Source organism: Streptomyces mirabilis, assembly GCF_018310535.1.
Taxonomy (GTDB): Bacteria; Actinomycetota; Actinomycetes; order Streptomycetales; family Streptomycetaceae; genus Streptomyces.
This window is the reverse complement of the sequence record NZ_CP074102.1, coordinates 7933536-7954841: the sequence shown is the minus strand read 5'-3', so window position 1 is coordinate 7954841 and position 21306 is coordinate 7933536. Positions and strand designations below refer to the sequence as shown.

Genomic DNA, 21306 nt, shown 5'->3' with positions numbered 1-21306 from the left:
TCACTTCGCCGGCCGCGCCAGGGGCTTGACCAGCAGCTCGAACTGCAGGTCGTCGCGCTGCGGAATGCCGAAGCGCTCGTCGCCGTACGGGAAGGGGGTCATCCTTCCCGTACGGCGGTAGCCGCGCCGCTCGTACCAGGCGATGAGGTCCTCGCGTACGGAGATCACGGTCATGTGCATCTCCGCGACGCCCCAGGTCTCGTGGGCGTGCCGCTCCGCCTCGGCGATGATCACCTTGCCCAGGCCACCGCCCTGGAGTGCGGGACTGACCGCGAACATGCCGAAGTAGGCGTGGTCGCCACGGTGTTCGAGCTGGCAGCAGGCGACGACGGTGCCGTCCCGCTCCACGGTCAGGAGGCGGCTGTCCGGCGACTTGATGACGGCGAGCACGCCCTCGGGGTCGGTCCGCTGTCCTTCGAGGATGTCCGCCTCCGTGGTCCAACCGGTCCGGCTGGAGTCACCGCGGTAGGCCGACTCGATCAGCACGACGAGGGCGTCCACATCGGCGTCGGTGGCATCGCGGAAGGTCAGTCCGGTGGCGGCGGCGGTGTCCATGGAACGGTTCTCCGAAATCTCTGGCGCGGCTCGGGCACCGCTGAGCGTAACGCCCCTGTTGTCGGCGCCCTAGGCTCCGGGGCATGGTGCATGTACTGAGCAGTCGGATCCTTCTGCGGCCCACCGACCCGGAGCGCTCCCGCGCCTTCTACGGCGAGCGGCTGGGCCTCGCCGTCCACCGGGAGTTCGGGACGGGCCCCGAGCACGGCACGGTCTACTTCCTCGGCGGCGGCTTCCTGGAGGTCTCGGGCCGCTCCGAGGCCCCGCCCTCGCCCGCGCTCAGGCTGTGGCTCCAGGTGGCCGACGCCGACGCGGCGTACGAGGAGCTCTCGGCGGCCGGGGTCGACATCCTGCGCCCGCCGGTGAAGGAGCCGTGGGGGCTGATCGAGATGTGGATCGCCGATCCGGACGGTGTCGAGATCGTGCTCGTGGAGATCCCTGCGGATCATCCGCTGCGCTACCGCCCCGGCATCTGAGCGCACGACGCCCTGCGCCGGATGGCCACGGCCCGGGCACGGGCATAGCGTGCTGGAGGGGCCTTCTGGCGGAAGGGCGGAGGAACGTCATGAAGCTCGACAAGCCGGTGACCGGCGGTCCGTGCTGGACCGAGCTCGGGACCAGTGATCTGGAGGCGGCCAAGCGCTTCTACGCCGATCTGCTCGGCTGGCGTCCGGAGACCGACCCGCGCCAGGAGGCGGGCGGCTACACGGTCGCACACCTCGGCGACGCGCCGGTCGCGGCGCTCTCCCCGCTGTACCAGGAGTCGCAGCCCGTCGCCTGGAACGTGTCGTTCGCGGTGGCCGACGCCGACACCGCCGTGGACGCGGTGCAGGCCGCGGGCGGCACGGTCGTCCTCGGCCCGATGGACGTGTTCGACGTCGGGCGTTTCGCGGTGGCGTTCGACCCGACCGGCGCGGCCTTCCAGCTGTGGCAGGCGCGGGCCTTCCCGGGCGCGGGACTGTTCAACGCGCCGGGCGCGCTCGGCTGGGTGGAGCTGCTGACGCGCGCCCCGGACCGGGCCGTCGAGTTCTACACCACGGTGTTCGGCTGGACCGTGAACACCTCCGAGCACTACACGCAGTGGGGCATCGACGGAGCCGACTTCGGCGGCATGGTGACGATGGACGACAACTTCCCGCACGCGCTGCCGCCGCACTGGCTGCCGTACTTCGCGGTCGAGGACGTGGACGCCACCGCGAACGCCGCCGTCGGGGCGGGCGGCAGCATTCTCATGGAGCCCACGTCCGTGCCGGAGGGGCCCCGGATCGCCGTCCTGCGGGACCCGCAGGGGGCGTTCTTCGGGGTTCATGTGGCGGGCGAGGAGGGCTAGGTCCTGTCTGGACGCTCGGCCGGAACTCATGCCAGGGGAGTCACCGCCACCTGGTCGATGACCGGCGCGTACGCGGAGCGCTGTCGGTGGGCGTTGGTGGTGTCGCCGTCGAAGTCGGGCCGCTCGTCGGCGGTGAAGGTGAGGGTGTTGGTGCCCGCGTTCAGGGTGACGGGGACGGTGAGGTCCCAGAAGTTGTTGAAGTGGAAGGTGGTGGGGAAGAGGATCCGGTGCGCCGGCGCCCCGTTCACGGACAGCTCCGCGTGGCGGCAGACCGGGTCGGGATTGTAGTGGGTGGCCGGGGGCTGCTCGCCGTTGGAGTAGCGGACGGTCACGGCATGACGTCCGGTGCGTGTCGCCGTGACGGTCAGAGTGAGGGCGTTGTCCGGCCCCCGGCCGATTCCCTCGACCGCCTTCCCGCCGGTGGCGAAGGTGTGGGCGCCCGTCACCGTGGCCTCGCCCGTCACCGTGCCCTCCTCGGCGGGGTACACGGTGGTCCCGAGGCGTCCGGTTCCCGGTCCCACGCACAGCCGGTCGAGGACGAGGTGCTGCGAAGTGCCGGTCACCGTCAGCTTGTTGATGCCGCCGGCCAGGAACAGCGGGATCCCGTCCCGGTCGAGACCCCCCACCTCCACCCCGTTGACCGTCAACAGGCCTTCTCCCGAATCGAGTTGATCAACCGTCACCAGCGCCTCGCCGTCAGCGGCCGCGTGCACCCAGAACGTGGCGGTGCCTCCGCGCGGCAGGAGCACGGCACCCGGCCCGCAGGCGCCGCGGTGCTCGTACGTCACGCGGGCACCGGCGCCGAGGCCCGCGTACTCGGCCTCGTACAGCGCGGGCGCCCTCACGTGCGCGTCCCGCAGGACGAGGTCGATCCGGTCGATGATCGCGTCGCCCTTGGTGGCGCCGAGGTCGGGGTCCCGTGCGGACAGGGTGAGCGTGTGCGCGCCCGCTGTCAGCTCCACCCGGGTGTCGGTGCGCCCCCAGACGACCGGCTTGTAGCCGAGGGGGAGGCGCAGCTCCTGGGGGTCCGTGCCGTCGACACGCAGGAAGACGTTGGTGGGGCCCTGCTCCTGCACGAGTTCGTGGAGGTTGTGGGAGTTGGCGAAGACGCTCAGGTCGTACGTCCCGTCCTGCGGGACCGCGACGGAGAAGGCGACGACGAGGTCGGAGCCGGTGCGTAGTCCGCCGACGTGGTAGGTGCCCGAGGTGGCGAACCTGTCGACGTCGGAGGGGCTTCCCTCGGGCCCGTTCCTCGAGTGACCCTCGCCCGTGCAGGTCGCGTTCTGCGCGTCGTACGACCGGCGCCAGCCGATCGAGGGCGGTGCGAGGACCCCGTCGCCGCCGGGCGAGAGGATGACCTCGTAGGCGGACATCGCGTCGAGGCCGGCGAGGGGGAGGACCACCCTGCCTTCGCCGACCGGCAGTTCGAGGTCCTTGAGGCGCAACGGCTGTGCCGAGGCGCCGACCTGGCCGGTCCACGGGATCTCGTGGAGCCTGGCGTGGACCGTGCCGCCGAAGATCTCGGCGGAGACGTTCTCGAAGACGAGATCCGCGGTGCCGCCGCTGCCGCCGAACAGGGCGCGGGCCTGGCGCTTGTCCCGGTCGAGCGTGGCGACGCCCTGGAGGGTGTACTGGACGTTGGGGTGCGGCGCCCGCACCTGGACCGTGCGGCCGGTCATCCGGCCGTAGGTGTGGAACAGCCACCACTGACCGTTGCCCTTGTTCGCCTCGACCGCCGAGTCGTTGAGGTTGCCGTCGATGTTCCAGTACGCCATGTCGGCGTCGATCTTCGACTCCTCGATGGCGGAGATCCACTGGATCATCTGCCCGGGCACGGACAGGTGGTAGTTGTGCGCGTACTCGTTGATGTTGACGGGGAGGGGCCCGATCCCCAAGTCCCTTTCCATGTCACGGTACTTGGCGACGTTCGTACGGATCGCGGCGGGCGTCGACAGCTCGTGCCAGGTCACCACGTCCGGGAGGACGCCGTGGGCCTTGGCGAACTCCAGGAAGCCCCGCACCTCCTCGTACAGGACGCAGGTGTTGGGACCCGCGATGCGCGCGTGCGGGTCGAGGCCCTTGATGAGGCGGTGGAGGTCCTTCCAGGCGGCGAAGTAGTGCCGCGGGTCGGTGTGCCAGGAGGTCTTGTCGTAGCTCCACTCCCCCGTGCCGAACATGTTGCCTTCGGGTTCGTTGAACGGTACGTAGACGATGTGGGACTTGCGAGCACCCGTCGCCAGGACCTGCCTGACCTGCTTCTCCACCCTGGCCCGGTAGTCGGCGAGGCGTTCCTCGCCGGTGGTGCCGGGCCACTGGTAGGGGAAACCCCGGTAGATGTCGGTCATGTAGAGGTAGACGTCCCTGCCGCCGCAGTCCACGAAGGAGGGCAGGATTTCGAGGGCGTCGGCGCCGGGGTGCTGGAGGCCGTCCTGGGCCTTGGTCGACACCGTGCGGACGTACATGCCCTCGACCACGTTGCGGCTGGGCACTCCGTCGCCGTACAGGCCGTAGAGCGTGCCGCTCGCCCCGCCGTGGAAGGCGCCGGTGTCGGTGCCGAGGTCGATGGTGAGCGTCTCGGTGTCTGCTGCCACTGCGCCTCCGCGGTCACGCTGCTTGTTCGACATCCCGTACGTCAGCCGGAACCCCGAACCGGGCGAGCCTGAACGTAGGAGCGCCGCGCGGCTCGTGTCAACGGCGAGTGACCACGAAGCATGTGGGCCCCCGGCCCGGCTCAGACCCGCGGCACCCCGAGACGGCCTTCGAGCTGACCGAGCAACTCACCAAGCATGTCGGCGAGTTCACGTTGGCGGGCGAGGTCGATGCCGGACAGGGCCGTCGTCTCGTAGGCGAGCTGCTGGGGCAGGATGCCGTCGACGAGGTCGCGCCCCGCGTCGGTGAGCCGCACGTGCGCGACCCGGCGGTCACGGGTGTCACCGCGGCGCTCGACCAGGCCGCGCTCGGTCAGTTGCTTCAGGCGTTTGGTGACGGCGGCACCGGAGGAGAACGTCTCGCGGGCGAGCTCACTGGGGGTCAGTTCGTGACCGGTGCGGCGCAGGGTCCCGAGGACGTCGAACTCCGGACGGGTGAGCCCGGCCCGGCGCAACGGGGCGTCCTCGGCCTGCTGGAGCAGCGCGGCCGAGCGGTTGATCCGGCCGATGATCTCCATCGGCCCGGTGTCGATCCCGGGATGCACGGCCTGCCACTGCCGCACCACGGCGGCCATGGTGTCGACCGGGGGCGGGGTGCCGGGGGGTGCTGTGGCGGGGGTACCTGAGGGGACCTGGGTACCTGAGAGGACCTGGGTACCTGAGGGGACCTGGGTACCTGAGGCGGCTGGGGTGCCCGAGGGGACCTGGGTGCCAGTGGGAGCCGGGGTGCCCGAGGGAGCCCGGGGAGCGGTCTCAGCGCCCGTCGCGGCGCCGGGCCGAACGGCGGGCGTGCCCGCCCCGGCCGCCGGTGCGGACCCGGCGCCCGGCTCCGCCGACGCCGACCGACCGGCCTCCGCATGCGCTGGCGCGGGCCCCCCTGCCGGGGTACCCGCGTCGGCCGTTTCCCCGACCCCCTTGTCCGTCGACGCCACTCCTCCGAGCGGAGCACTCGCCGAGAGCCCCCGTCCGGCCGAGCGGCCTGACGGTTCGCTCCCACCGGCGCGCGCATCCGCCGACGCCGACCGCCGGGCCGCCGGACCGTCCGCACCGGCAGCACCACCGACCACGGCACCCACCGAACCCGACCGCCCAGCCGGAGGCTCGCTCATCCGCCTCGGCTGCCCCTGTGCCGCCGCGTGCCGAGGTGTCGCCGGGGTCGGAGTGCCGCTCTGGCCGAGTGCCGCGTCCGTCGCGCGCCCATCCGCTGCCGTCATGCCTGTGCGCCCTCCAAGGAGTGCAGTCCCTGCCGTCGTACCGTCGCCGCGAGCGTACGGTGTCCGGACTGCTCGGCCCGCATCACCCGCTCCTCCGGCAGGGCGCGTTGCCACCATTCGCCGGCGGCGGCGTCGGCGGTGGCGCGCAGCTCGACGACGGCGCTGGACAGCGCGCGGCGGGCGGACTCCAGGGCGCCGGGTTCGGGACGCTCGGCGTTGAGCAGGCCCGCGGCGCGTTCGCGGGCCCGCTCGACGGCGTCGAGGGCGTCCTCGATACGGTCGCCGGCCCGCCGGTTGGTGACCGCGGCCGCCGCGGCGAAGCCGACCAGCGCACCCACCAGGGTGTCCGCGACCCGGTCGGTCATCAGCTCACCGGGTTGCTGGACGCGGGCGAACTCGGTGATGAGCAGTGCCATGGGGGTCACGCAGATGCTGCCGAGCCAGTAGTTGCGGCCGATCAGGGCCTCGGCGCCGAAGTTGAGGGCGAGGCAGAGCAGGACGAGGACCGCCTGGCTGAGATGGGCCAGCGGGGCGAGCACGGCGAAGAAGAGGACACCGATCAGGTTGCCGACGACGCGCTGCACTCCCCGGCTCCAGGTCAGGGTGACGTTGGCCTGGTAGAGCGAGGCTGCGGTGACCAGCGCCCAGTAGGGGCGGCCCACGCCGAGGGCGAGCGAGGCGTATCCGGCGAGGGCACAGCCGAGCGCGGTGCGCAGGGCGATCGGGGCGAGTGGGCCCAGGCGACGGAACAAAGGGTTCGGGGGGACGGCGAGTTCGACTTCCACGCCCAGGAGTTCTTCGACGGCTCCCCCGAGGTCGTCCGGACGAGGTACGGGCCCGGCGCCCCGTACCTCGCGCGCCCACGCCCGCAGCCGCTCGGGCTCCGTGTCGGCGGGTGCGGTGATCGCCACCTCGGCGCGCACGACGAGCCGTTCCAGGGCGCGCCGGGGCGCGCTGCGGGCGCCGGAGGAGAGCAGCGACTGCCAGGCCCCGTGCACGGCGGCGGCCGCGGCGGCGCGGGCCCGTGCGGCCCCGTCACCGCTGCCCGCCGTCTCGGCGTAGGTGGCCGCGACGTTCAGCGCGTGCGCCGTCGCGCGGCGCTCGGGCCCGTGTGGGCGGACGAGCCCGGGTGCCATGCCGACGATCCACGCCCAGCCGCCCGCGGCGGCGCCCAGCGCGAGGTGGCCGGGAACCTGGCCGAGCGTCTGCGGCACGAACAGGGACGCGGAGCTGATGAAGGCCAGGACCACGTGACCGGGCGGCCCGATGCGCGTGGCGTCGCACAGCGCCTTCTGCACGGCGGCCAGCAGCGCGCCGACGGTGACCAGCACGACGGCGTTCGTCGTGAGCGAGGCCGCGGTCAGCGCGACGGCGAGGCCGCCGAGCATGCCGAGGACGACCCAGGCGAGCGCGCGGGCGCGGGCGGCGTACGGACGGTTGTGGGCGTAGAGCGCGCAGAGCGACCCGGCCATGGTGTACATCGCCAGGTCCAGCCGGCCGAGCGCGAGAAGCGTCAGATTCGGCGGGGCGACCGAGGCGACCACGCTCAGCGCGGGCTTGAACCAGATGTCGGCGGGGCGGCCGAGCCGCAGCACACCGGCCAGCGGGAGACGAGGTCCATGGAGGCGGCGGCGTACACGGGGGATCTGGGGGGTCGCACTACTCATACCTTTAATATTAGCAGGTGTTTTACTCATGAAATATATTCTCCCGCCACCACCCATCTGCGCCCACGCCTACGCCCACCCGCGCCCACCTGCGACGCACCCCCGCACGCTCCCCTGTGTGCACCTTTGCGCTCGCTTGCGCACCGCCCCGTCCGGGCATGCCCTGACCGACTGTCCGACATCAACGACTGTCCGACTCCGTCGAGCGGGGAGGTACGCGGTGCACGGACCGGCGTCACCCGGCTGGCTGCTCGTAGCGCTGTGCGCGGCGAGCGGGGCCTACTGCCTGTTGCGGATGCGCAGCGCCGTCGAGGAGCAGCGCCGCACCGCGGGCGCCGAGGCGCTCATGGGATTCGGCATGGCCGCGATGGCCGTGCCCGCGGCGGCGGCCACTCCGCCGCGCTGGACCTGGTTCGCCTACGCCGCGGTGTTCGGCGCCGCCGCCCTGCGCACGCTGTGGTCGGTCCGCAGCAGCCCGCACCATCTGCACCATCTGGTCGGGGCCTGCGCCATGGTCTACATGGCCGCCGCGATGGCCGCCTCCCCCGGGCACCACGGGCACGGCGGCGGTTCCGGGATCCCTCTGGTCACGGGGGCGCTCCTGGTCTACTTCGTCGGGTACGTGCTGCGCTCCGGGGCCCGGCTGTTGCCGGTCGCGGCGGTGGCCGGCGACTCGGGGACGCTCGGCGGCACCCCCCGGGCCCTCGGCTGGGGAGACCGCCCCGAGCTGTCACAGGCGTGCCGTCTGTCCATGGGGATCGCGATGCTGGCCATGCTGGTCACGCTCTGAGAACCGCTCCGGCCCCGGCCATGTGAAACCGTGGCGTACGTCACTTTGTCGTCGCGGGCCGTATCCCCCGGCGACGCTCCGCTCATAGGCTTCACCCCATGATGGTCCCCGCGGCACTGTTGCTGCTCGGCGCCCTGGCCGCCGTGGTCGCTCCACGACTGCTCGCCCGGGCGGACTGGCCGGACCATGAACCCGTGGTCGCCCTGTGGGCGTGGCAGTGCGTGGTGGCGGCCGTTCTGCTGTGCTGCGTCCTGTCGATGACGCTCAGCGCGGCCGCCGCGTGGGTGGCGGTGCGCGGCCATGTCTTCGCCCCCGCTCCGCACTCCGTCGTGGACGCCTACGCGTTGGGCAGGGGGAGCCCGTGGGCCGCGACGACCGCCGTGGCGCTCGCGTGCGGCGGTGCCTGGACCGCGGCGATGCTGGTTCGCGAGGTGCTGCGGGCCCGGGCCCACCGTCGCCAGAGCCGTGACGAACTCCTCCTGCGAGCACCGCTGTTGCCCGGCGAGGAGCCGGGCAGTGACCGGCTGGTGGTGCTGGAGGGCGAGCGTCCGGACGCCTGGTGGCTGCCCGGGACCGCTCCCCAACTGGTCGTCACCACAGCCGCGTTGCGCCGTCTCAAAGGGCGTCAGCTGGATGCCGTGCTCGCCCACGAGCAGGGACACGCGCGGGCCCGGCACGACTGGCTGCTGCACTGCTCGGCCGCGCTCGCCGTCGGTTTTCCGCAGGTGCCCGTGTTCGCCGCGTTCCGCGACGAGATGCACCGTCTGGTCGAACTCGCCGCCGACGACATGGCCTCCCGCCGCTTCGGCCGCCTCACGATCGCCCTCGCGCTGGTGGAACTGAACGAGGACCGGGGCGTGTTCGGCCCCTGTCCGACTCCGCAGGCCCACGTCCCGCAGCGGGTGCACCGCCTGCTCACTCCCCCGGACCGGCTGACGCCGTCGCGGCGGCTGCGACTGACGGCGGCGGCCACGCTGGTGCCGGTGATCCCCCTGCTGGTGGCGTTCGTACCGGGCCTGCGGGCGCTCGGCTAGCCGCAACAGCGGCGGTTCGGCGCCACGGGGTTGGCCTCCGGCCCCGTACGTCGGCGAGGATCACCGTATGCGCTCCCCGCCCGTCGACTCACCGCTCCGCACCTCCACCCCACGGACCGCGGCACTCACCGCGGCGGTGCTCGCCGTTCCGTCCGTGCTGCTCCTCCTGCTGGTCGCGTTCTCCTGGCGACCGCTGCTGGCCGTCGACGGCGACATCGCGCGCACCACGCACCGCTGGGCGGTCGGCGAACCCGGTGTCACCCATGTGTTCCGCGTTCTGACGGACTGGGTGTGGGACCCGTGGACGATGCGCGCGCTGGGTGCGCTGGTCGTGGTCCGGCTGGTGTGGCGGCGCTCGACGTGGTGGCCGGCGCCGTGGGTGGCGGCCGCCTGTGTGCTGGGCACGGTGGTGCAGCAGTCGCTGAAGGCGGCGGTCGGCCGGGCGCGCCCCGTCTGGCCCGACCCCGTGGACTCCGCGCACTACGCGGCCTTCCCCTCGGGCCACGCCATGACCGCGACGGTGGTGTGCGGGCTGCTGTTGTGGCTGCTCCGGCTGTACGGCGCCGGGCGCGCGCTGCGGCGCACGGCACTGGCACTGGCCTTGATCTCCGTCATGGGTGTCGGGCTGACCCGAGTCTGGCTGGGCGTCCACTGGGCCTCGGACGTCCTGGGCGGCTGGCTGCTCGGCGCGCTGGTGGTCGCCCTGACGGTGGTGGCCCATGAGCGCCGCTTCGGCCCGGAGCGTGGTTGACCGGGACGGAGCGTGGTTGACCGGCACGGAACGCGCCCCGAAGGATGCCCCTCATGACGATCAAAGGCGTGCTCTTCGACTTCTCCGGAACTCTGTTCCGTGCCGAACCGACCGAGTCCTGGCTGCGCGCGGTGCTCAGGGACGCCGATCTCACCCTGCCGGAGCGGGAGTTGACCGAGGCGGCGGACGCCCTGGAGGCGGTGGGCGCGCTGCCCGGCGGTGGCGTCGCGCCCCGACTGCCGGAGGGCTCGGAGGACTTGTGGCGCAGGCGGGACGAGAGCGCCGAGCGGCATCGGGCCATGTACACGGCGATCTCCCGCCAGGTACGGCTGCCCGATGCCCGGCTGCACGACGCTCTGTACGACCGTCACATGCTCCCGGCGGCGTGGGGACCCTATCCCGACACCGCCGAGGTGCTCGACGCCTTGTGCGGGCGCGGGGTCGCGGTCGGGGTGGTCAGCAACATCGGCTGGGATCTGCGGCCCGTCTTCCGTGAGCACGGCCTCGACCGGTACGTGGGCGCGTACGTGCTGTCGTACGAGCACGGCGTCCAGAAGCCGGACACCCGGCTGTTCGCGACCGCCTGCGACGCGCTGGGCATCGCCCCCGAGGACACGCTGATGGTCGGGGACGACCGTCGCGCGGACGGGGGTGCGGCGGCGCTGGGCTGTGCGGTGCACTTCGTGGACCACCTGCCCGCGACGCAGCGCCCGGAGGGACTGCGGCCGGTGCTGGACCTGGTCGGCTGACCCCCGCCGCTTCCAGGGCGCGCCCCTGGGCCCGACAGCCGTCGATGTCGGGCCCAAGAGCCCCTCACTCTCAGCTCTGATAGCCCTCGACCTGCGAAGACGGTCGTACGCGCGCCTCGTCCGGGTTCTCCCCGAACTCGGACTTCGCGCGTCGCTGGCGCAGCAGGTCCCAGCACTGGTCGAGCTCGCGCTCCAGTTGTCCGAGCCGCTCGTGTTCCGTGGCGCTGTCGATCTGCCCTGATGTGACGGCGTCGCGCAGCCGTCGCTCGTCGTCCACCATCGCCGTGATCTTGGCCAGGATCTGCTCTTGATCCATCTCCACCCGCCTCCTCGGCACTCCCGCCCACTCTAAGGAGGCCACGGCGGCCGTGCGACTCGCTCGGGAATCCTGCCCGCCGGGAATTCCGCTCGCCCTGCGCCCGTCCGCCTGAGACGATCCCCCGCGTCGCCCCAGGCGGACGGCAGCCCGAAGCCTCCCCCGCGGTGAGTCATGGCCCGGACGCTCTGAGTATAGTTGGCTGGCAGCCAGTCAACACAGGAGTTCCAGCATGTCCCCGCGCAGCCCGTCGGTCAATGAAGAGTTGCGGCGGCGTTCCCGGGAGCGTCTGCTGCAGGCCGCGGTGGAGCTGGTGAACGAGCGCGGCTACGAGGCGACGACGCTCGGGGACATCGCGGATCGCGCGGGATCGGCGCGCGGACTGGTGTCGTACTACTTCCCCGGCAAACGCCAGCTCCTGCAGAGTGCCGTGCACCGGATGATGCACCGCACTCTGGAGGAAGGGCTGGAGCGCGAGCCGCGTACCGAGGACGGCCGGGAGCGGCTGGCCCGGGCCATCGACGCGATCCTGGGCCTGGCGAGGGACCGGCCCGTGCTGATGCGTCAGCACATGGCGGGGATATTGCAGGGCGAGGGGTTCGTGCAGTGTCCGGAGCAGCAGCGCCTCGCGCAGCTGCTCCGGGAGACCGTCGCCGGGTACGGCTCCCAGAACGCCGACACCGACTACCCGATGCTGCGGGCGGTGCTCATGGGTGCTGTGTACGCGGCCCTGGTGCCGGGTGTGCCGATGCCCGTCCCGAGGCTGCGGGCCGAGCTGTTCGAGCGCTACGACCTCGACTGGGAGATGGGTGTCCCGCCGGACACCGAGGTGCCCGGCGGGACGTGCGACAGCGATCTGTCACGGTTCTTCACGACCGGCGGGCGACCGGACGAGCAGCCGCCTGACGATCAGTCGAAGTAGTCCGGCTGCGTCTGGACGTTGAGCTCGCGCAGGTGGACCCGCTTGGCCGGGTCGGTGCGCCGGTCGCTGAGCTTGAGGACGTCGAAGCCCTTGGTGATGTCGTTCGAGTAGATGTAGCCGTTGTAGTAGTACGCCGACCAGGAGCCGCCGACCGTGAGCTTGTCGGTGGTCAGCGGTCCGCGCTCGAAGTAGGCGATCTCCTTCGGGTTCGAGGAGTCGGTGAAGTCCCAGACGGAGACGCCGCCCTGATACCAGGCCTGGACCATGAGGTCCTTGCCCTTGACGGGGATCAGCGAGCCGTTGTGGGCCACGCAGTTCTCGGTGTCGGCCTGGTGGCGGGGGATCTTGAAGTAGTTCTTGAAGACGAGCTTGCGCTTGTCGCCCTTGCCGACGATGTCGTAGATGCCGTCGGCGCCGCGGTTCGGACCGATGGCCGCGTTGCAGGTTGCCGCCCCGCCGCCGCCCAACTCGTCGGTGAAGACGACCTTGTTCGCCTTCTGGTTGAAGGTCGCCGAGTGCCAGAACGCGAAGTTGACGTTGTCCTCGACCTGGTCGATGACCTTCGGGTGCTCCGGGTCCTTGATGGAGAACAGGATGCCGTCGCCCATGCAGGCACCGGCGGCCAGGTCCTTGGAGGGCAGGACCGTGATGTCGTGGCAGCCGGTGGTCTTGGAGACGCCCGGGTTGGTGGGCGCGCCCGGGTTGCCGCCGCCGTCCGGTCCCTCGCCCGGGAACAGCACCGGGAAGTTCACCACGGCCGCCTTCTCAGGGGCGTTGCGAGGCACCTTGATGACCGAGATGCCGTCGTGCGGGGGCTGGCAGTCGGGGAAGGTGGCGCTCGGCGAGTACGAGGCGACGTAGATGTAGACGTTCTTGCGCTCGGGCACCAGCGTGTGGGTGTGCGAGCCGCAGGCGGTCTCGACGGCGGCGACGTACTTCGGGTTCGCCTTGTCGGTGATGTCGAAGACCTTCATGCCCTCCCACGAGGACTTCTCGGTCGCGGGCTGCGTGGTGCTGGTGCAGGAGTTGTCGCTGCGCGAGGAGTCGGTGGACAGGAAGAGCAGGTTGCCGGAGACGGACACGTCGTTCTGCGAGCCCGGGCAGAGCACCTGCGACACCGTCCTGGGCGCCTTCGGGTTGCTGATGTCGAGGATGCGGAAGCCGTCGTAGTTGCCGGCGAAGGCGTACTCGCCCTGGAAGGCGAGGTCGGAATTGGTTCCGGGCAGCGCGTCCTTGGGGATGTTGGTGAGGTGCTCGATGTTGTCGGAGTGGACGATCTCGTCCTGTCCGGGTATCTCGCCGTTCGCGATCGCCGTCCTGGTCTCGGCGGCGTCGCCGCGGGACACCTTCTCCGGCGCGGCGGGGCCGTCCCCGGGATCGGGGGTCGCGGCCGCCGGGCCGGCCGTGAGCAGCGCGGCCAGGAGTCCGGCCGCGGCAGCGGCAACTCCCAGGCGTCTGCGCCGCGTTCGGGGATCGATCAACAGGGTCACTGCGTCCTCCCTTGTAGCCGTTCGCAGTTGAACGGTTCACGGACCCCAGAAGTATCGTCCGCCCCATGCACTGATCAATAGATGGCAACGCACTCGTAATGAAAGTTTTTGATCAGTAACGTTCACCTGCGTGCTAGGACGGTCATGAAACACCCGTGAGGTGTCTGGCGATTCATGTGCCCCTGGAGGTCGATGTGTTGCTCCGTCGTACGTCTCGCGCGTCCCGTGCGCTCCTGGGCGCGGCGTCGCTGACGGTCGCCCTGCTCGCACTGGGGGGCTGCGACTCCGGCTCGGCTTCCACGCCCAAGTCCACTGGGCCGGGCGGGCCTTCGGTGATCGCCCCCGGCAAGCCGGGCGAGGCGGCCGAGACCCTCTCCGTCGCGGACGCCGCGAAACAGCGCAGCGAGGACGACTCCCCCAATGCGGCGGACTTCGCCTACGCGCGGATGATGATCGAACATCACACCCAGGCCCTGGAGATGACCGGACTCGCCCCGAAGCAGGCCGCGTCGGGCCAGGTGAAGCGGCTCGCCGCGCGGATCGCGGCCGCGCAGGGGCCGGAGATCACCACGATGAAAGGCTGGCTCACGGCCCACGACGGCGACAAGCGGCCCACGGAACACCGGCACGAGGAGATGCCCGGCATGGCGACCGAGGCACAGCTGAAGCAGTTGCGCGCGGCGCGGGGCAAGGCCTTCGACGCGCTCTTCCTCAAGCTGATGATCACACATCACGACGGGGCGATCTCCATGGCCACGGAGGTGAAGGCCCAGGGCAACAACATCCAGGTCGAGGAGATGGCCGACGACGTGATCGCCCAGCAGTCGAGCGAGATCAGCAGGATGCGCGAGATGCGGTGACGCTCGACAACACTGGGTGACACCGTCGGCGACCACCTGAGCGCTCACGGCACGTACTCATGCCATGACTTCCCGTACGGATGAACACGCCCACGTGTGCCGCGCGCCGCCCCCTGTCAGCGGAGCGTCGGTGGTGCGATGCTGGAGCCATCAGCGATCTCCTATGGCTGTTCTGGTTTCGGATTGGGAGTTCCGCCGTGTTGTATGTCGCCGTCGTCGGCTCGGGGCCCAGCGGGGTCTACACCGCCCAGAGCCTCGTCCAGAGCGAGCTGTCCGAGGTCCGGGTGGACGTCCTGGACCGACTGCCGTGCCCGTACGGCCTGGTGCGCTACGGCGTGGCGCCGGACCACGAGAAGATCAAGTCCCTGCAGAACAATCTGCGGACGGTCCTGGAGGACGAGCGGGTGCGGTTCCTGGGCGGCGTCCAGGTCGGCCCGGGCGGGGTGCCCGTGACCCGGCTGCGGGAGCTGTACCACGCGGTGGTCTACTGCGTGGGCGCCGCCACCGACCGCCATCTCGGAGTGCCGGGCGAGGAGCTGTCGGGCAGCTGGTCGGCGACCGAGTTCGTGTCCTGGTACAGCGCGCACCCCGATTCCGTCACCGACGGCTTCGTGCTCGGCGCGCGCTCGGCGGTGGTCGTCGGCGTCGGGAACGTCGCCGTCGACGTGACCCGGATGCTGGCCCGCGGCGCGTCCGAGCTGAGCCCCACGGACGTGCCGCAGGCGGCGCTCAGCGCGCTGGCCGCGAGCAAGGTGACCGAGATCAGCATGATCGGGCGGCGCGGTCCCTCGCAGGCCCGGTTCACCACCAAGGAGCTGCGCGAGCTCGGCTCACTGCCGGACACCGAAGTCGTGGTGGACCCCGAGGAGTTGGCGCTCGATCCGCAGTACGCCGACCCGTCGGACCTGCCCGCCGCACAGCGCCGCAACGTGGAGGTGCTGCGGGGGTGGGCCGCCGCGCCGCCGCAGAACCGGGCCCGCCGGATCCGGCTGCGCTTCTTCCTGCGCCCGGTCGAGCTGCTTCCCGACGAGGGCGACGGCACCCGGGTGGGCGCGGTGCGCTTCGAGCGTACGGCGCCCGACGGGCACGGCGGGGTGACGGGCACGGGACGGTACGAGGACATCGAGGCGCAGTTGGTGCTGCGCTCGGTCGGCTATCGGGGCGTCCCGCTCGAAGGGCTGCCCTTCGACACGGACCACGGCACGGTGCCGCACCGCGCGGGCCGGGTGCTGCGGGACGGAGTGGTCGCGCCGGGCGAATATGTGGCGGGCTGGATCAAGCGGGGCCCGACCGGTGTCATCGGCACCAACCGGCCGTGCGCCAAGGAGACGGTGACCTCGCTCGTCGAGGACGCCCCCGAACTCGTACGGCGGGAGCTGGCCGAGGATCCCCTCGCGGCGCTGCGGGCGGCCGGGGCGGCACCGGTTCCGTGGGCCGGATGGGAGGCGATCGAGCGGGCGGAGGCGGAGCTCGGGGCCTCGCTCGGACGGGGTGTGGTCAAGCTGCCCGACTGGACGTCACTGCTGGCGGCGGCGCGGACGGCGACTTCGCACTAGAACCTCTCCGGCGGGTCGGGCGCGACTCGGTGGGCATGACACATAGCGGCAACGGGCCGGAAATCAACAAACTGTTCAAGCCCCATACGGTCTCGTGCTGTTCGGACGTTCCTCGCGCCGTCCGGCCGTCCCCGTCCCCACCCGCCGCTCCTGGAGTGCCCATGGCGACCACCGCACCCGTGCATCCCGTCGACGAGGTCCCGCCCGTACGCCACCTGGCCGCCTTCGGGCTCCAGCACGTGCTCGCGATGTACGCGGGCGCGGTGGCCGTGCCGCTGATCGTGGGCGGGGCGATGAAGCTCTCGCCCGCCGATCTCGCGTATCTGATCACCGCGGACCTGCTGGTGTGCGGTATCGCGACCCTCATCCAGTGCGTGGGCTTCTGGCGGTTCGGTGTACGACTGCCGATCATGCAGGGCTGCACCTTCGCGGCGGTCTCGCCGATGGTCCTGATCGGGACGACGGGCGGCGGACTGCCCGCGATCTACGGATCGGTGATCGTCGCGGGGCTCGCGATCATGCTGCTGGCGCCGGTCTTCGGCAGACTGCTGCGCTTCTTCCCGCCGCTGGTCACGGGCACCGTCATCCTGATCATCGGGGTCTCACTGCTGCCGGTGGCGGGCAACTGGGCGGCCGGCGGCGTGGGAGCGAAGGACTTCGGGGAACCGAAGAACCTGGCGCTCGCGGGCTTCGTCCTGGTCGTGGTGCTGGGTGTGCAGCGGTTCGCGCCGGCCTTCCTGAGCCGGATCGCGGTGCTGGTCGGCATCGCGGTGGGCCTCGCCGTGGCGGTGCCCTTCGGGTTCACGGACTTCGGCGGGGTCGGGGACGCCGACTGGGTCGGGATCAGCACGCCGTTCCACTTCGGCACGCCGACGTTCCACGCCTCCGCGATCGTGTCGATGCTGGTCGTGGCGCTGGTGACGATGACGGAGACAACCGGTGACCTCATCGCGGTCGGCGAGATGACCGACCGGAAGGTCGAGCCGCGCACGCTGGCCGACGGTCTGCGCGCCGACGGCCTCTCCACGGTGCTCGGCGGTGTGTTCAACACCTTCCCCTACACGGCGTTCGCGCAGAACGTGGGTCTGGTCGGCATGACCCGGGTGCGCAGCCGCTGGGTGGTGGCGACCGCGGGCGGCATCCTCGTCCTGCTCGGTCTGCTGCCCAAGCTGGGCGCGGTGGTCGCGGCGGTGCCGGCGCCGGTGCTTGGCGGCGCGGGTCTGGTGATGTTCGGGACGGTCGCCGCGAGCGGGCTGCGGACGCTGGCCGAGGTGGACTTCAAGGGCAACAACAACCTGACGGTGGTGGCCGTCTCGCTCGCCGTGGGCATGCTGCCGGTCGGCGTGCCGACGGTCTACGCGAAGTTCCCCGACTGGTTCCAGACGGTGATGAACAGCGGGATCAGCGCCGGGTGCCTGACGGCGATCGTCCTGAACCTGCTCTTCAACCACCTGCCGGGGAAGGCGGGTTCGGCCGGGGTCGCCGCCGAACGGGAGGCCGCCTCGACCTGAGCCCCGCCGGGCGCTCAGCCGGTCAGTCGTTCGCTCAGCGGGGCAGTCGTTCGCCCAGCCGCTCGCCCTGCCGCTCGATCGCGGCGAGGACGCTGTCGAGAAGCCCGGGGAACAGGACGTTCAGGTCGGCTGTGCGCAAGGCGCTCATCTTGGCCGTTCCCCGGTAGACCTGCTGGATCATCCCGCTCTCGCGGAGCACCCGGAAGTGATGCGTGGTGGTGGATTTGGTGACCGGCAGGTCGAAATGCGAACAGGAGAGCTCGTCGCCGACGGCGGCGAGCTCTCGCACGATCCGCAGCCGCATGGGATCGGAGAGCGCGTGCAGCACCGACTCCAGACGGATCTCCTCACGCAGGGGGTGCGGCAGGTCACGGCTGCTGCCGGCGGGGTCGGCGGTCGTCACGGTGGCTCCACTTCGTCCAGGAACCTCATTCTCGTCCAGGAACCTCAGTGTACGAGGATTGTTCGACGCCTCTCGTAGTTTGACACTTACCGTACTACGGCGCTTATCGTATGAGGTGCAGTTCGGCCCCTCGACGAACGGAGTCCGCCGTGAGCACGCTCTTCGAGCCCTTCACCCTGCGCGAGGTGACCGTCCCGAACCGGGTGTGGATGCCCCCGATGTGCCAGTACTCGGCCGCGTCTGAGGGACCCTCGACCGGCGCGCCGAACGACTGGCACTTCGCCCACTACGCCGCCCGCGCCACCGGCGGCACGGGGCTGATCGTCGTCGAGGCCACCGCCGTCTCCCCCGAGGGCCGGATCAGCCCCTACGACCTGGGCATCTGGAACGACACCCAGGTCGAGGCCTTCCGCAGGATCACCCGCTTCCTCAGGAGCCAGGGCACCGTGCCCGCGATCCAGCTCGCGCACAGCGGCCGCAAGGCCTCCACCGACCGTCCCTGGAAGGGCGGCGCGCCGGTCGGCGAGGACGCGTACGGCTGGCAGCCGCTCGCCCCGAGCGCGCTGGCCTTCGACGAGCGGCACCCGGTGCCGACCGAGCTGACCGTGGCCGGGATCCGGGAGATCGTGGGCCAGTTCGCGGACGCGGCGCGGCGCGCCCTGGACGCCGGTTTCGAGATCGCCGAGATCCACGGCGCCCACGGCTACCTCGTCAACGAGTTCCTCTCCCCGCACTCCAACCGCCGCACCGACGAGTACGGCGGCTCGTACGAGAACCGTGTCCGCTTCGCCCTCGAGGTTGTGGACGCCGTGCGGGAGGTCTGGCCCGACGACAAGCCGCTGTTCTTCCGGATCTCCGCCACCGACTGGCTGGAAGAGGGCGGCTGGAGCGCCGACGACACCGTCCGCTTCGCGGGCGAGCTGCGCGCGCACGGCATCGACCTGCTCGACGTCTCCACCGGCGGCAACGTCTCGGGGGTACGCATCCCGGTCGGGCCGGGGTACCAGGTCCCCTTCGCCGCCCGGGTCAAGGCGGAGACCTCGCTGTCCGTCGCCGCCGTCGGTCTCATCACCGACGCCGAGCAGGCCGCGAAGATCCTCGCCAACGACGAGGCCGACGCCGTGCTGCTGGGGCGCGAGCTGCTGCGCAACCCCTCGTTCGCGCGCCTGGCGGCCCATGAACTGGGCGCGGAGGTCCAGGTTTACGTCCCCGACCAGTACCACCGCTCCGTGTAGCACCTGCGCTCCGTGGCACTCGTTACCACCGCTGCGCGGACCGTCCCTGGAGCGCGCGCTAGCGTGCCGCGTTCCGGTGCAACCGTCGCAGGACCAGCGCCAGTTGGAGGCGGAGCCGGCCATGCGGGTCGTGGACCGGCCAGTCGAGCCGGTGCTCGGCCTGGGCGAGGCGGTCCTGGAGTGTGGAGTGGTGCACGTTCAGCTCCGCCGCGGCGGCGCGCAGACTCGTGCTGAAGGCGATCGCGTTCAGCGTGCTCGCCGCCCAGGGGGCCGTCGCGACGGCGTGTTCCAGGGCGCGGACGTCCGGGAGGGGTTCGGTGGTCGGGCCGACCGTGTCCGCGAGCAGTGCGAGGCCGCCCAGCTCGTCCGCGTACACCGTGCGGGGGCCGGGGTCCTGGTCGGTGCCCTCCGCGGTGAACCGCAGGGCGGTGCGGGCGGCTGCCCACGACGCCGGAAGGTCCCGTACGGGCACCGCGGGGCCGATGCCCGCGCGACGGCCTCCGGTGGTGGGCGTGCTGTCGCCGGTGGCGGGCACCGCTTCGACGTGCGGCCCGCCCTCGGCGGTCGCCACCACACGGGCGGCGGCCACGTCCCGCAGGCCGAGCCGGACGGCCGCCTGATGCCGGGCATGCTCGGTGGCGGAGGCGTCCAGGAGCACCTCGACCGAGGCGGGGTCGGCCTCGCGGGCCTCCGCCGGAGCCCGCCCGCGCGTCCGGTCGAGCACCACCCGGGCGGCGGCCGCGGCGCGCTCGAGGACCATCGCGTGGACCCCGTCGGAGACTCCCGTGCGCTCCAGCCAGACGGCAGGCGGTCCTTCCGGCGTCAATGGGGCCGAGGGCCAGGCCGGGTCGACGGGGCTGCCGTCGTCCCGGCGCATCCCGTCGGCCTCGACCCGGACGCGGACCCCACGCTCCTCGTCGACGAGCCGGGCCGGGCAGCCGGACAGCACGGCCGCGCCGCGCACCAGGGCTTCCAGACCCGCCCGGCCCTCGATCAGCCGGTCGAAGTAGGAGATCACCTGGAGTGCGGCACCCGCGTCGGGGTCGAGTGCCGCGAGCCTGCCCGCCAGCTCCTTCACCGAACTCACTCACCTCGCACGGACCCACCGGAAAGCGTCGCCCCTCATGCTCCGTCTTCCGGCGCCCGGTGCCAAGCCGTCACCGGCAAGAACGCCTGGTGGACGGGGTCAGTTCTCCAGGAGCCGGCGCAGCCAGCGCAGACGTGCTGCCTTGGTGTCCTGGGACAGGGCCGCCTGCGGCGCCATCAGGTCGTATCCGTGGAAGCCACCCGGCCACACGTGGAGTTCGGCCCGGCCGCCCGCCTGCCACAGCCGGCTCGCGTAGGCGACGGCCTCGTCCCGGAAAGTCTCGGCCGAGCCGACGTCGATGAAGGCCGGGGGCAGTCCGGAGAGGTCGTCGGCGCGGGCCGGGGCGGCGTAGGGAGAGACGTCCGGGCCGCCGCGGGCGTCACCGAGCAGGGCCGTCCACCCCATCTGGTTCGCCGCACGGTCCCACACGCCGAGACCGGCCATCTGACGGCTGGAGGGGGTGTCGTTGCGGTCGTCGAGCATCGGGCACAGCAGCACCTGTCCCAGGAGCGCCGGTGCGCCGCGGTCCCGGGCGAGCAGGGCGACCGCCGCGCTCAGACCGCCCCCGGCGCTCGCGCCCGCGACGATGATCCGCTCGGGGTCGAACCCCAGTTCCCCGGCATGTTCGGCCGTCCACTTCAGTCCGGCGTAGCAGTCCTCGACGAGGGCCGGATGCGGGTGTTCAGGCGCGAGGCGGTACTCCACCGACACCACAGCCGTGCCCAACTCCTCGGCCCAGTCCAGCATTTCCCCGACGCCGGTGCGGTTGTCGCCGATCACCATGCCGCCGCCGTGCACGTTGTAGACGACGGGCACGGCCGCGGCGGCCCGGGTCGGCCGACAGATGAGCAGGGAGATGTCCGGTGCGCCCTGCGGCCCGGGCACCGTGCGCTCCTCCACCTCGAAGGCGCCGTCCCGGGTCAGGTCCAGGTCCTCCCCTTCGGACAGTGCCATGCCCTCGCGCAGCGCCGGGATCATCTCGATGCTGAACGAGGACGGCAGCTGTTCGCGGATGATTTCGAGGGCGGCGGCGAGCTCCGGGTCGAACGGCGGGGGCGGCCCGACCCGGGAGCCCTGCGCCTCGGCGGAAGCATTGGTGGTCATCGGCTCTCCCTGCGTCCGGGCCACGTCCCTGTGACCACTGGATGTCATCGTGCCTCGCCCCCGCGGTCCCACGGCAGCGCCGGA

General features: G+C 71.7%; 20 protein-coding genes. 11 read left to right on the top strand and 9 right to left on the bottom strand.

Annotated features, from left to right (window positions below):
* A complete protein-coding gene (locus SMIR_RS35240) occupies positions 1–555 on the bottom strand; it encodes a GNAT family N-acetyltransferase (protein WP_212727837.1) in 555 nt (184 codons plus the stop codon).
* Between the two features lie 83 nt (positions 556–638).
* Here SMIR_RS35240 and SMIR_RS35235 point away from each other — a divergent pair, with 83 nt between their 5' ends.
* Complete coding sequence (locus tag SMIR_RS35235) at positions 639–1031, top strand: VOC family protein (protein ID WP_168489644.1); 393 nt, start codon at positions 639–641, stop codon at positions 1029–1031.
* 89 nt (positions 1032–1120) lie between these two features.
* Complete coding sequence (locus tag SMIR_RS35230; RefSeq protein WP_168489645.1) at positions 1121–1885, top strand: VOC family protein; 765 nt, start codon at positions 1121–1123, stop codon at positions 1883–1885.
* Between the two features lie 26 nt (positions 1886–1911).
* On the opposite strand, the gene SMIR_RS35225 is transcribed toward SMIR_RS35230, so the two are convergent.
* The 3 genes from SMIR_RS35225 to SMIR_RS35215 form a co-directional block, all read right to left on the bottom strand.
* Complete coding sequence (locus SMIR_RS35225) at positions 1912–4509, bottom strand: carbohydrate-binding protein (RefSeq protein WP_212727836.1); 2598 nt, start codon at positions 4507–4509, stop codon at positions 1912–1914.
* A 107-nt stretch (positions 4510–4616) separates the two neighbouring features.
* The gene (locus SMIR_RS35220) at positions 4617–5108 is read right to left on the bottom strand and encodes a MarR family winged helix-turn-helix transcriptional regulator (RefSeq protein ID WP_212727835.1); all 492 of its coding nucleotides are present in this window, start codon (positions 5106–5108) and stop codon (positions 4617–4619) included.
* Between the two features lie 635 nt (positions 5109–5743).
* Entirely contained in the window at positions 5744–7414 is a 1671-nt protein-coding gene (locus SMIR_RS35215; protein ID WP_212727834.1) for an FUSC family protein, read from the bottom strand.
* Positions 7415–7634: 220 nt separating this feature from the next.
* Between SMIR_RS35215 and SMIR_RS35210 the strand changes: the two genes are divergently transcribed.
* From SMIR_RS35210 to SMIR_RS35195, 4 genes are all read left to right on the top strand, one after another.
* The gene (locus SMIR_RS35210; RefSeq protein WP_168489648.1) at positions 7635–8204 is read left to right on the top strand and encodes a DUF5134 domain-containing protein; all 570 of its coding nucleotides are present in this window, start codon (positions 7635–7637) and stop codon (positions 8202–8204) included.
* A gap of 98 nt (positions 8205–8302) precedes the next feature.
* A complete protein-coding gene (locus SMIR_RS35205; protein ID WP_168489649.1) occupies positions 8303–9238 on the top strand; it encodes a M56 family metallopeptidase in 936 nt (311 codons plus the stop codon).
* A 67-nt stretch (positions 9239–9305) separates the two neighbouring features.
* A complete protein-coding gene (locus SMIR_RS35200; RefSeq protein ID WP_168489650.1) occupies positions 9306–9989 on the top strand; it encodes a phosphatase PAP2 family protein in 684 nt (227 codons plus the stop codon).
* Positions 9990–10042: 53 nt separating this feature from the next.
* Complete coding sequence (locus tag SMIR_RS35195) at positions 10043–10738, top strand: HAD family hydrolase (protein WP_212727833.1); 696 nt, start codon at positions 10043–10045, stop codon at positions 10736–10738.
* Between the two features lie 70 nt (positions 10739–10808).
* Here SMIR_RS35195 and SMIR_RS35190 read toward each other — a convergent pair whose 3' ends face one another.
* A complete protein-coding gene (locus SMIR_RS35190) occupies positions 10809–11054 on the bottom strand; it encodes a DUF2630 family protein (RefSeq protein ID WP_168500867.1) in 246 nt (81 codons plus the stop codon).
* A gap of 232 nt (positions 11055–11286) precedes the next feature.
* Here SMIR_RS35190 and SMIR_RS35185 point away from each other — a divergent pair, with 232 nt between their 5' ends.
* Positions 11287–11976 carry a TetR/AcrR family transcriptional regulator gene (locus SMIR_RS35185; protein WP_168489651.1) on the top strand — a complete coding sequence of 230 codons (690 nt, stop codon included), beginning with the start codon at positions 11287–11289 and terminating at the stop codon, positions 11974–11976.
* On the opposite strand, the gene SMIR_RS35180 is transcribed toward SMIR_RS35185, so the two are convergent.
* Positions 11964–13466: an LVIVD repeat-containing protein gene (locus SMIR_RS35180; protein WP_168489652.1), complete on the bottom strand. Its 1503-nt coding sequence runs from the start codon at positions 13464–13466 to the stop codon at positions 11964–11966. The genes SMIR_RS35185 and SMIR_RS35180 overlap by 13 nt on opposite strands.
* Positions 13467–13660: 194 nt before the next feature.
* Between SMIR_RS35180 and SMIR_RS35175 the strand changes: the two genes are divergently transcribed.
* The 3 genes from SMIR_RS35175 to SMIR_RS35165 all read left to right on the top strand — a co-directional run bounded on the left by SMIR_RS35175 (position 13661) and on the right by SMIR_RS35165 (position 17393).
* Complete coding sequence (locus SMIR_RS35175; RefSeq protein WP_212727832.1) at positions 13661–14326, top strand: DUF305 domain-containing protein; 666 nt, start codon at positions 13661–13663, stop codon at positions 14324–14326.
* 197 nt (positions 14327–14523) lie between these two features.
* Positions 14524–15882, top strand: coding sequence for an FAD-dependent oxidoreductase (locus tag SMIR_RS35170; RefSeq protein WP_168489654.1), 1359 nt, complete (start codon positions 14524–14526; stop codon positions 15880–15882).
* 161 nt (positions 15883–16043) lie between these two features.
* Positions 16044–17393, top strand: a complete 1350-nt coding sequence (locus tag SMIR_RS35165; protein WP_168489655.1) for a nucleobase:cation symporter-2 family protein — start codon at positions 16044–16046, stop codon at positions 17391–17393.
* A 34-nt stretch (positions 17394–17427) separates the two neighbouring features.
* Here the strand turns inward: SMIR_RS35165 and SMIR_RS35160 are convergent, their stop codons facing one another.
* Complete coding sequence (locus tag SMIR_RS35160; RefSeq protein WP_168489656.1) at positions 17428–17796, bottom strand: ArsR/SmtB family transcription factor; 369 nt, start codon at positions 17794–17796, stop codon at positions 17428–17430.
* A gap of 149 nt (positions 17797–17945) precedes the next feature.
* Here SMIR_RS35160 and SMIR_RS35155 point away from each other — a divergent pair, with 149 nt between their 5' ends.
* On the top strand, positions 17946–19031 hold the full coding sequence (locus SMIR_RS35155) for an NADH:flavin oxidoreductase/NADH oxidase (RefSeq protein ID WP_168489657.1): 1086 nt from the start codon (positions 17946–17948) through the stop codon (positions 19029–19031).
* A gap of 58 nt (positions 19032–19089) precedes the next feature.
* Here SMIR_RS35155 and SMIR_RS35150 read toward each other — a convergent pair whose 3' ends face one another.
* Together SMIR_RS35150 and SMIR_RS35145 are read right to left on the bottom strand one after the other, a co-directional pair.
* Positions 19090–20109: a helix-turn-helix domain-containing protein gene (locus SMIR_RS35150; RefSeq protein WP_168489658.1), complete on the bottom strand. Its 1020-nt coding sequence runs from the start codon at positions 20107–20109 to the stop codon at positions 19090–19092.
* Positions 20110–20217: 108 nt separating this feature from the next.
* Positions 20218–21222: an alpha/beta hydrolase gene (locus SMIR_RS35145; RefSeq protein ID WP_168489659.1), complete on the bottom strand. Its 1005-nt coding sequence runs from the start codon at positions 21220–21222 to the stop codon at positions 20218–20220.
* Positions 21223–21306: the final 84 nt, after the last annotated feature.

Bases quoted from the DNA above. Each gene is read 5' to 3' on its own strand.
- SMIR_RS35165 (WP_168489655.1), top strand. From the start codon at position 16,044: ATGGCGACCACCGCACCCGTGCATCCCGTCGACGAGGTCCCGCCCGTA.
- SMIR_RS35240 (WP_212727837.1), bottom strand. From the start codon at position 555: ATGGACACCGCCGCCGCCACCGGACTGACCTTCCGCGATGCCACCGAC.
- SMIR_RS35235 (WP_168489644.1), top strand. From the start codon at position 639: ATGGTGCATGTACTGAGCAGTCGGATCCTTCTGCGGCCCACCGACCCG.
- SMIR_RS35230 (WP_168489645.1), top strand. From the start codon at position 1,121: ATGAAGCTCGACAAGCCGGTGACCGGCGGTCCGTGCTGGACCGAGCTC.
- SMIR_RS35225 (WP_212727836.1), bottom strand. From the start codon at position 4,509: ATGTCGAACAAGCAGCGTGACCGCGGAGGCGCAGTGGCAGCAGACACC.
- SMIR_RS35190 (WP_168500867.1), bottom strand. From the start codon at position 11,054: ATGGATCAAGAGCAGATCCTGGCCAAGATCACGGCGATGGTGGACGAC.
- SMIR_RS35220 (WP_212727835.1), bottom strand. From the start codon at position 5,108: ATGGCCGCCGTGGTGCGGCAGTGGCAGGCCGTGCATCCCGGGATCGAC.
- SMIR_RS35185 (WP_168489651.1), top strand. From the start codon at position 11,287: ATGTCCCCGCGCAGCCCGTCGGTCAATGAAGAGTTGCGGCGGCGTTCC.
- SMIR_RS35205 (WP_168489649.1), top strand. From the start codon at position 8,303: ATGATGGTCCCCGCGGCACTGTTGCTGCTCGGCGCCCTGGCCGCCGTG.
- SMIR_RS35200 (WP_168489650.1), top strand. From the start codon at position 9,306: ATGCGCTCCCCGCCCGTCGACTCACCGCTCCGCACCTCCACCCCACGG.
- SMIR_RS35145 (WP_168489659.1), bottom strand. From the start codon at position 21,222: ATGACCACCAATGCTTCCGCCGAGGCGCAGGGCTCCCGGGTCGGGCCG.
- SMIR_RS35215 (WP_212727834.1), bottom strand. From the start codon at position 7,414: ATGAGTAGTGCGACCCCCCAGATCCCCCGTGTACGCCGCCGCCTCCAT.
- SMIR_RS35195 (WP_212727833.1), top strand. From the start codon at position 10,043: ATGACGATCAAAGGCGTGCTCTTCGACTTCTCCGGAACTCTGTTCCGT.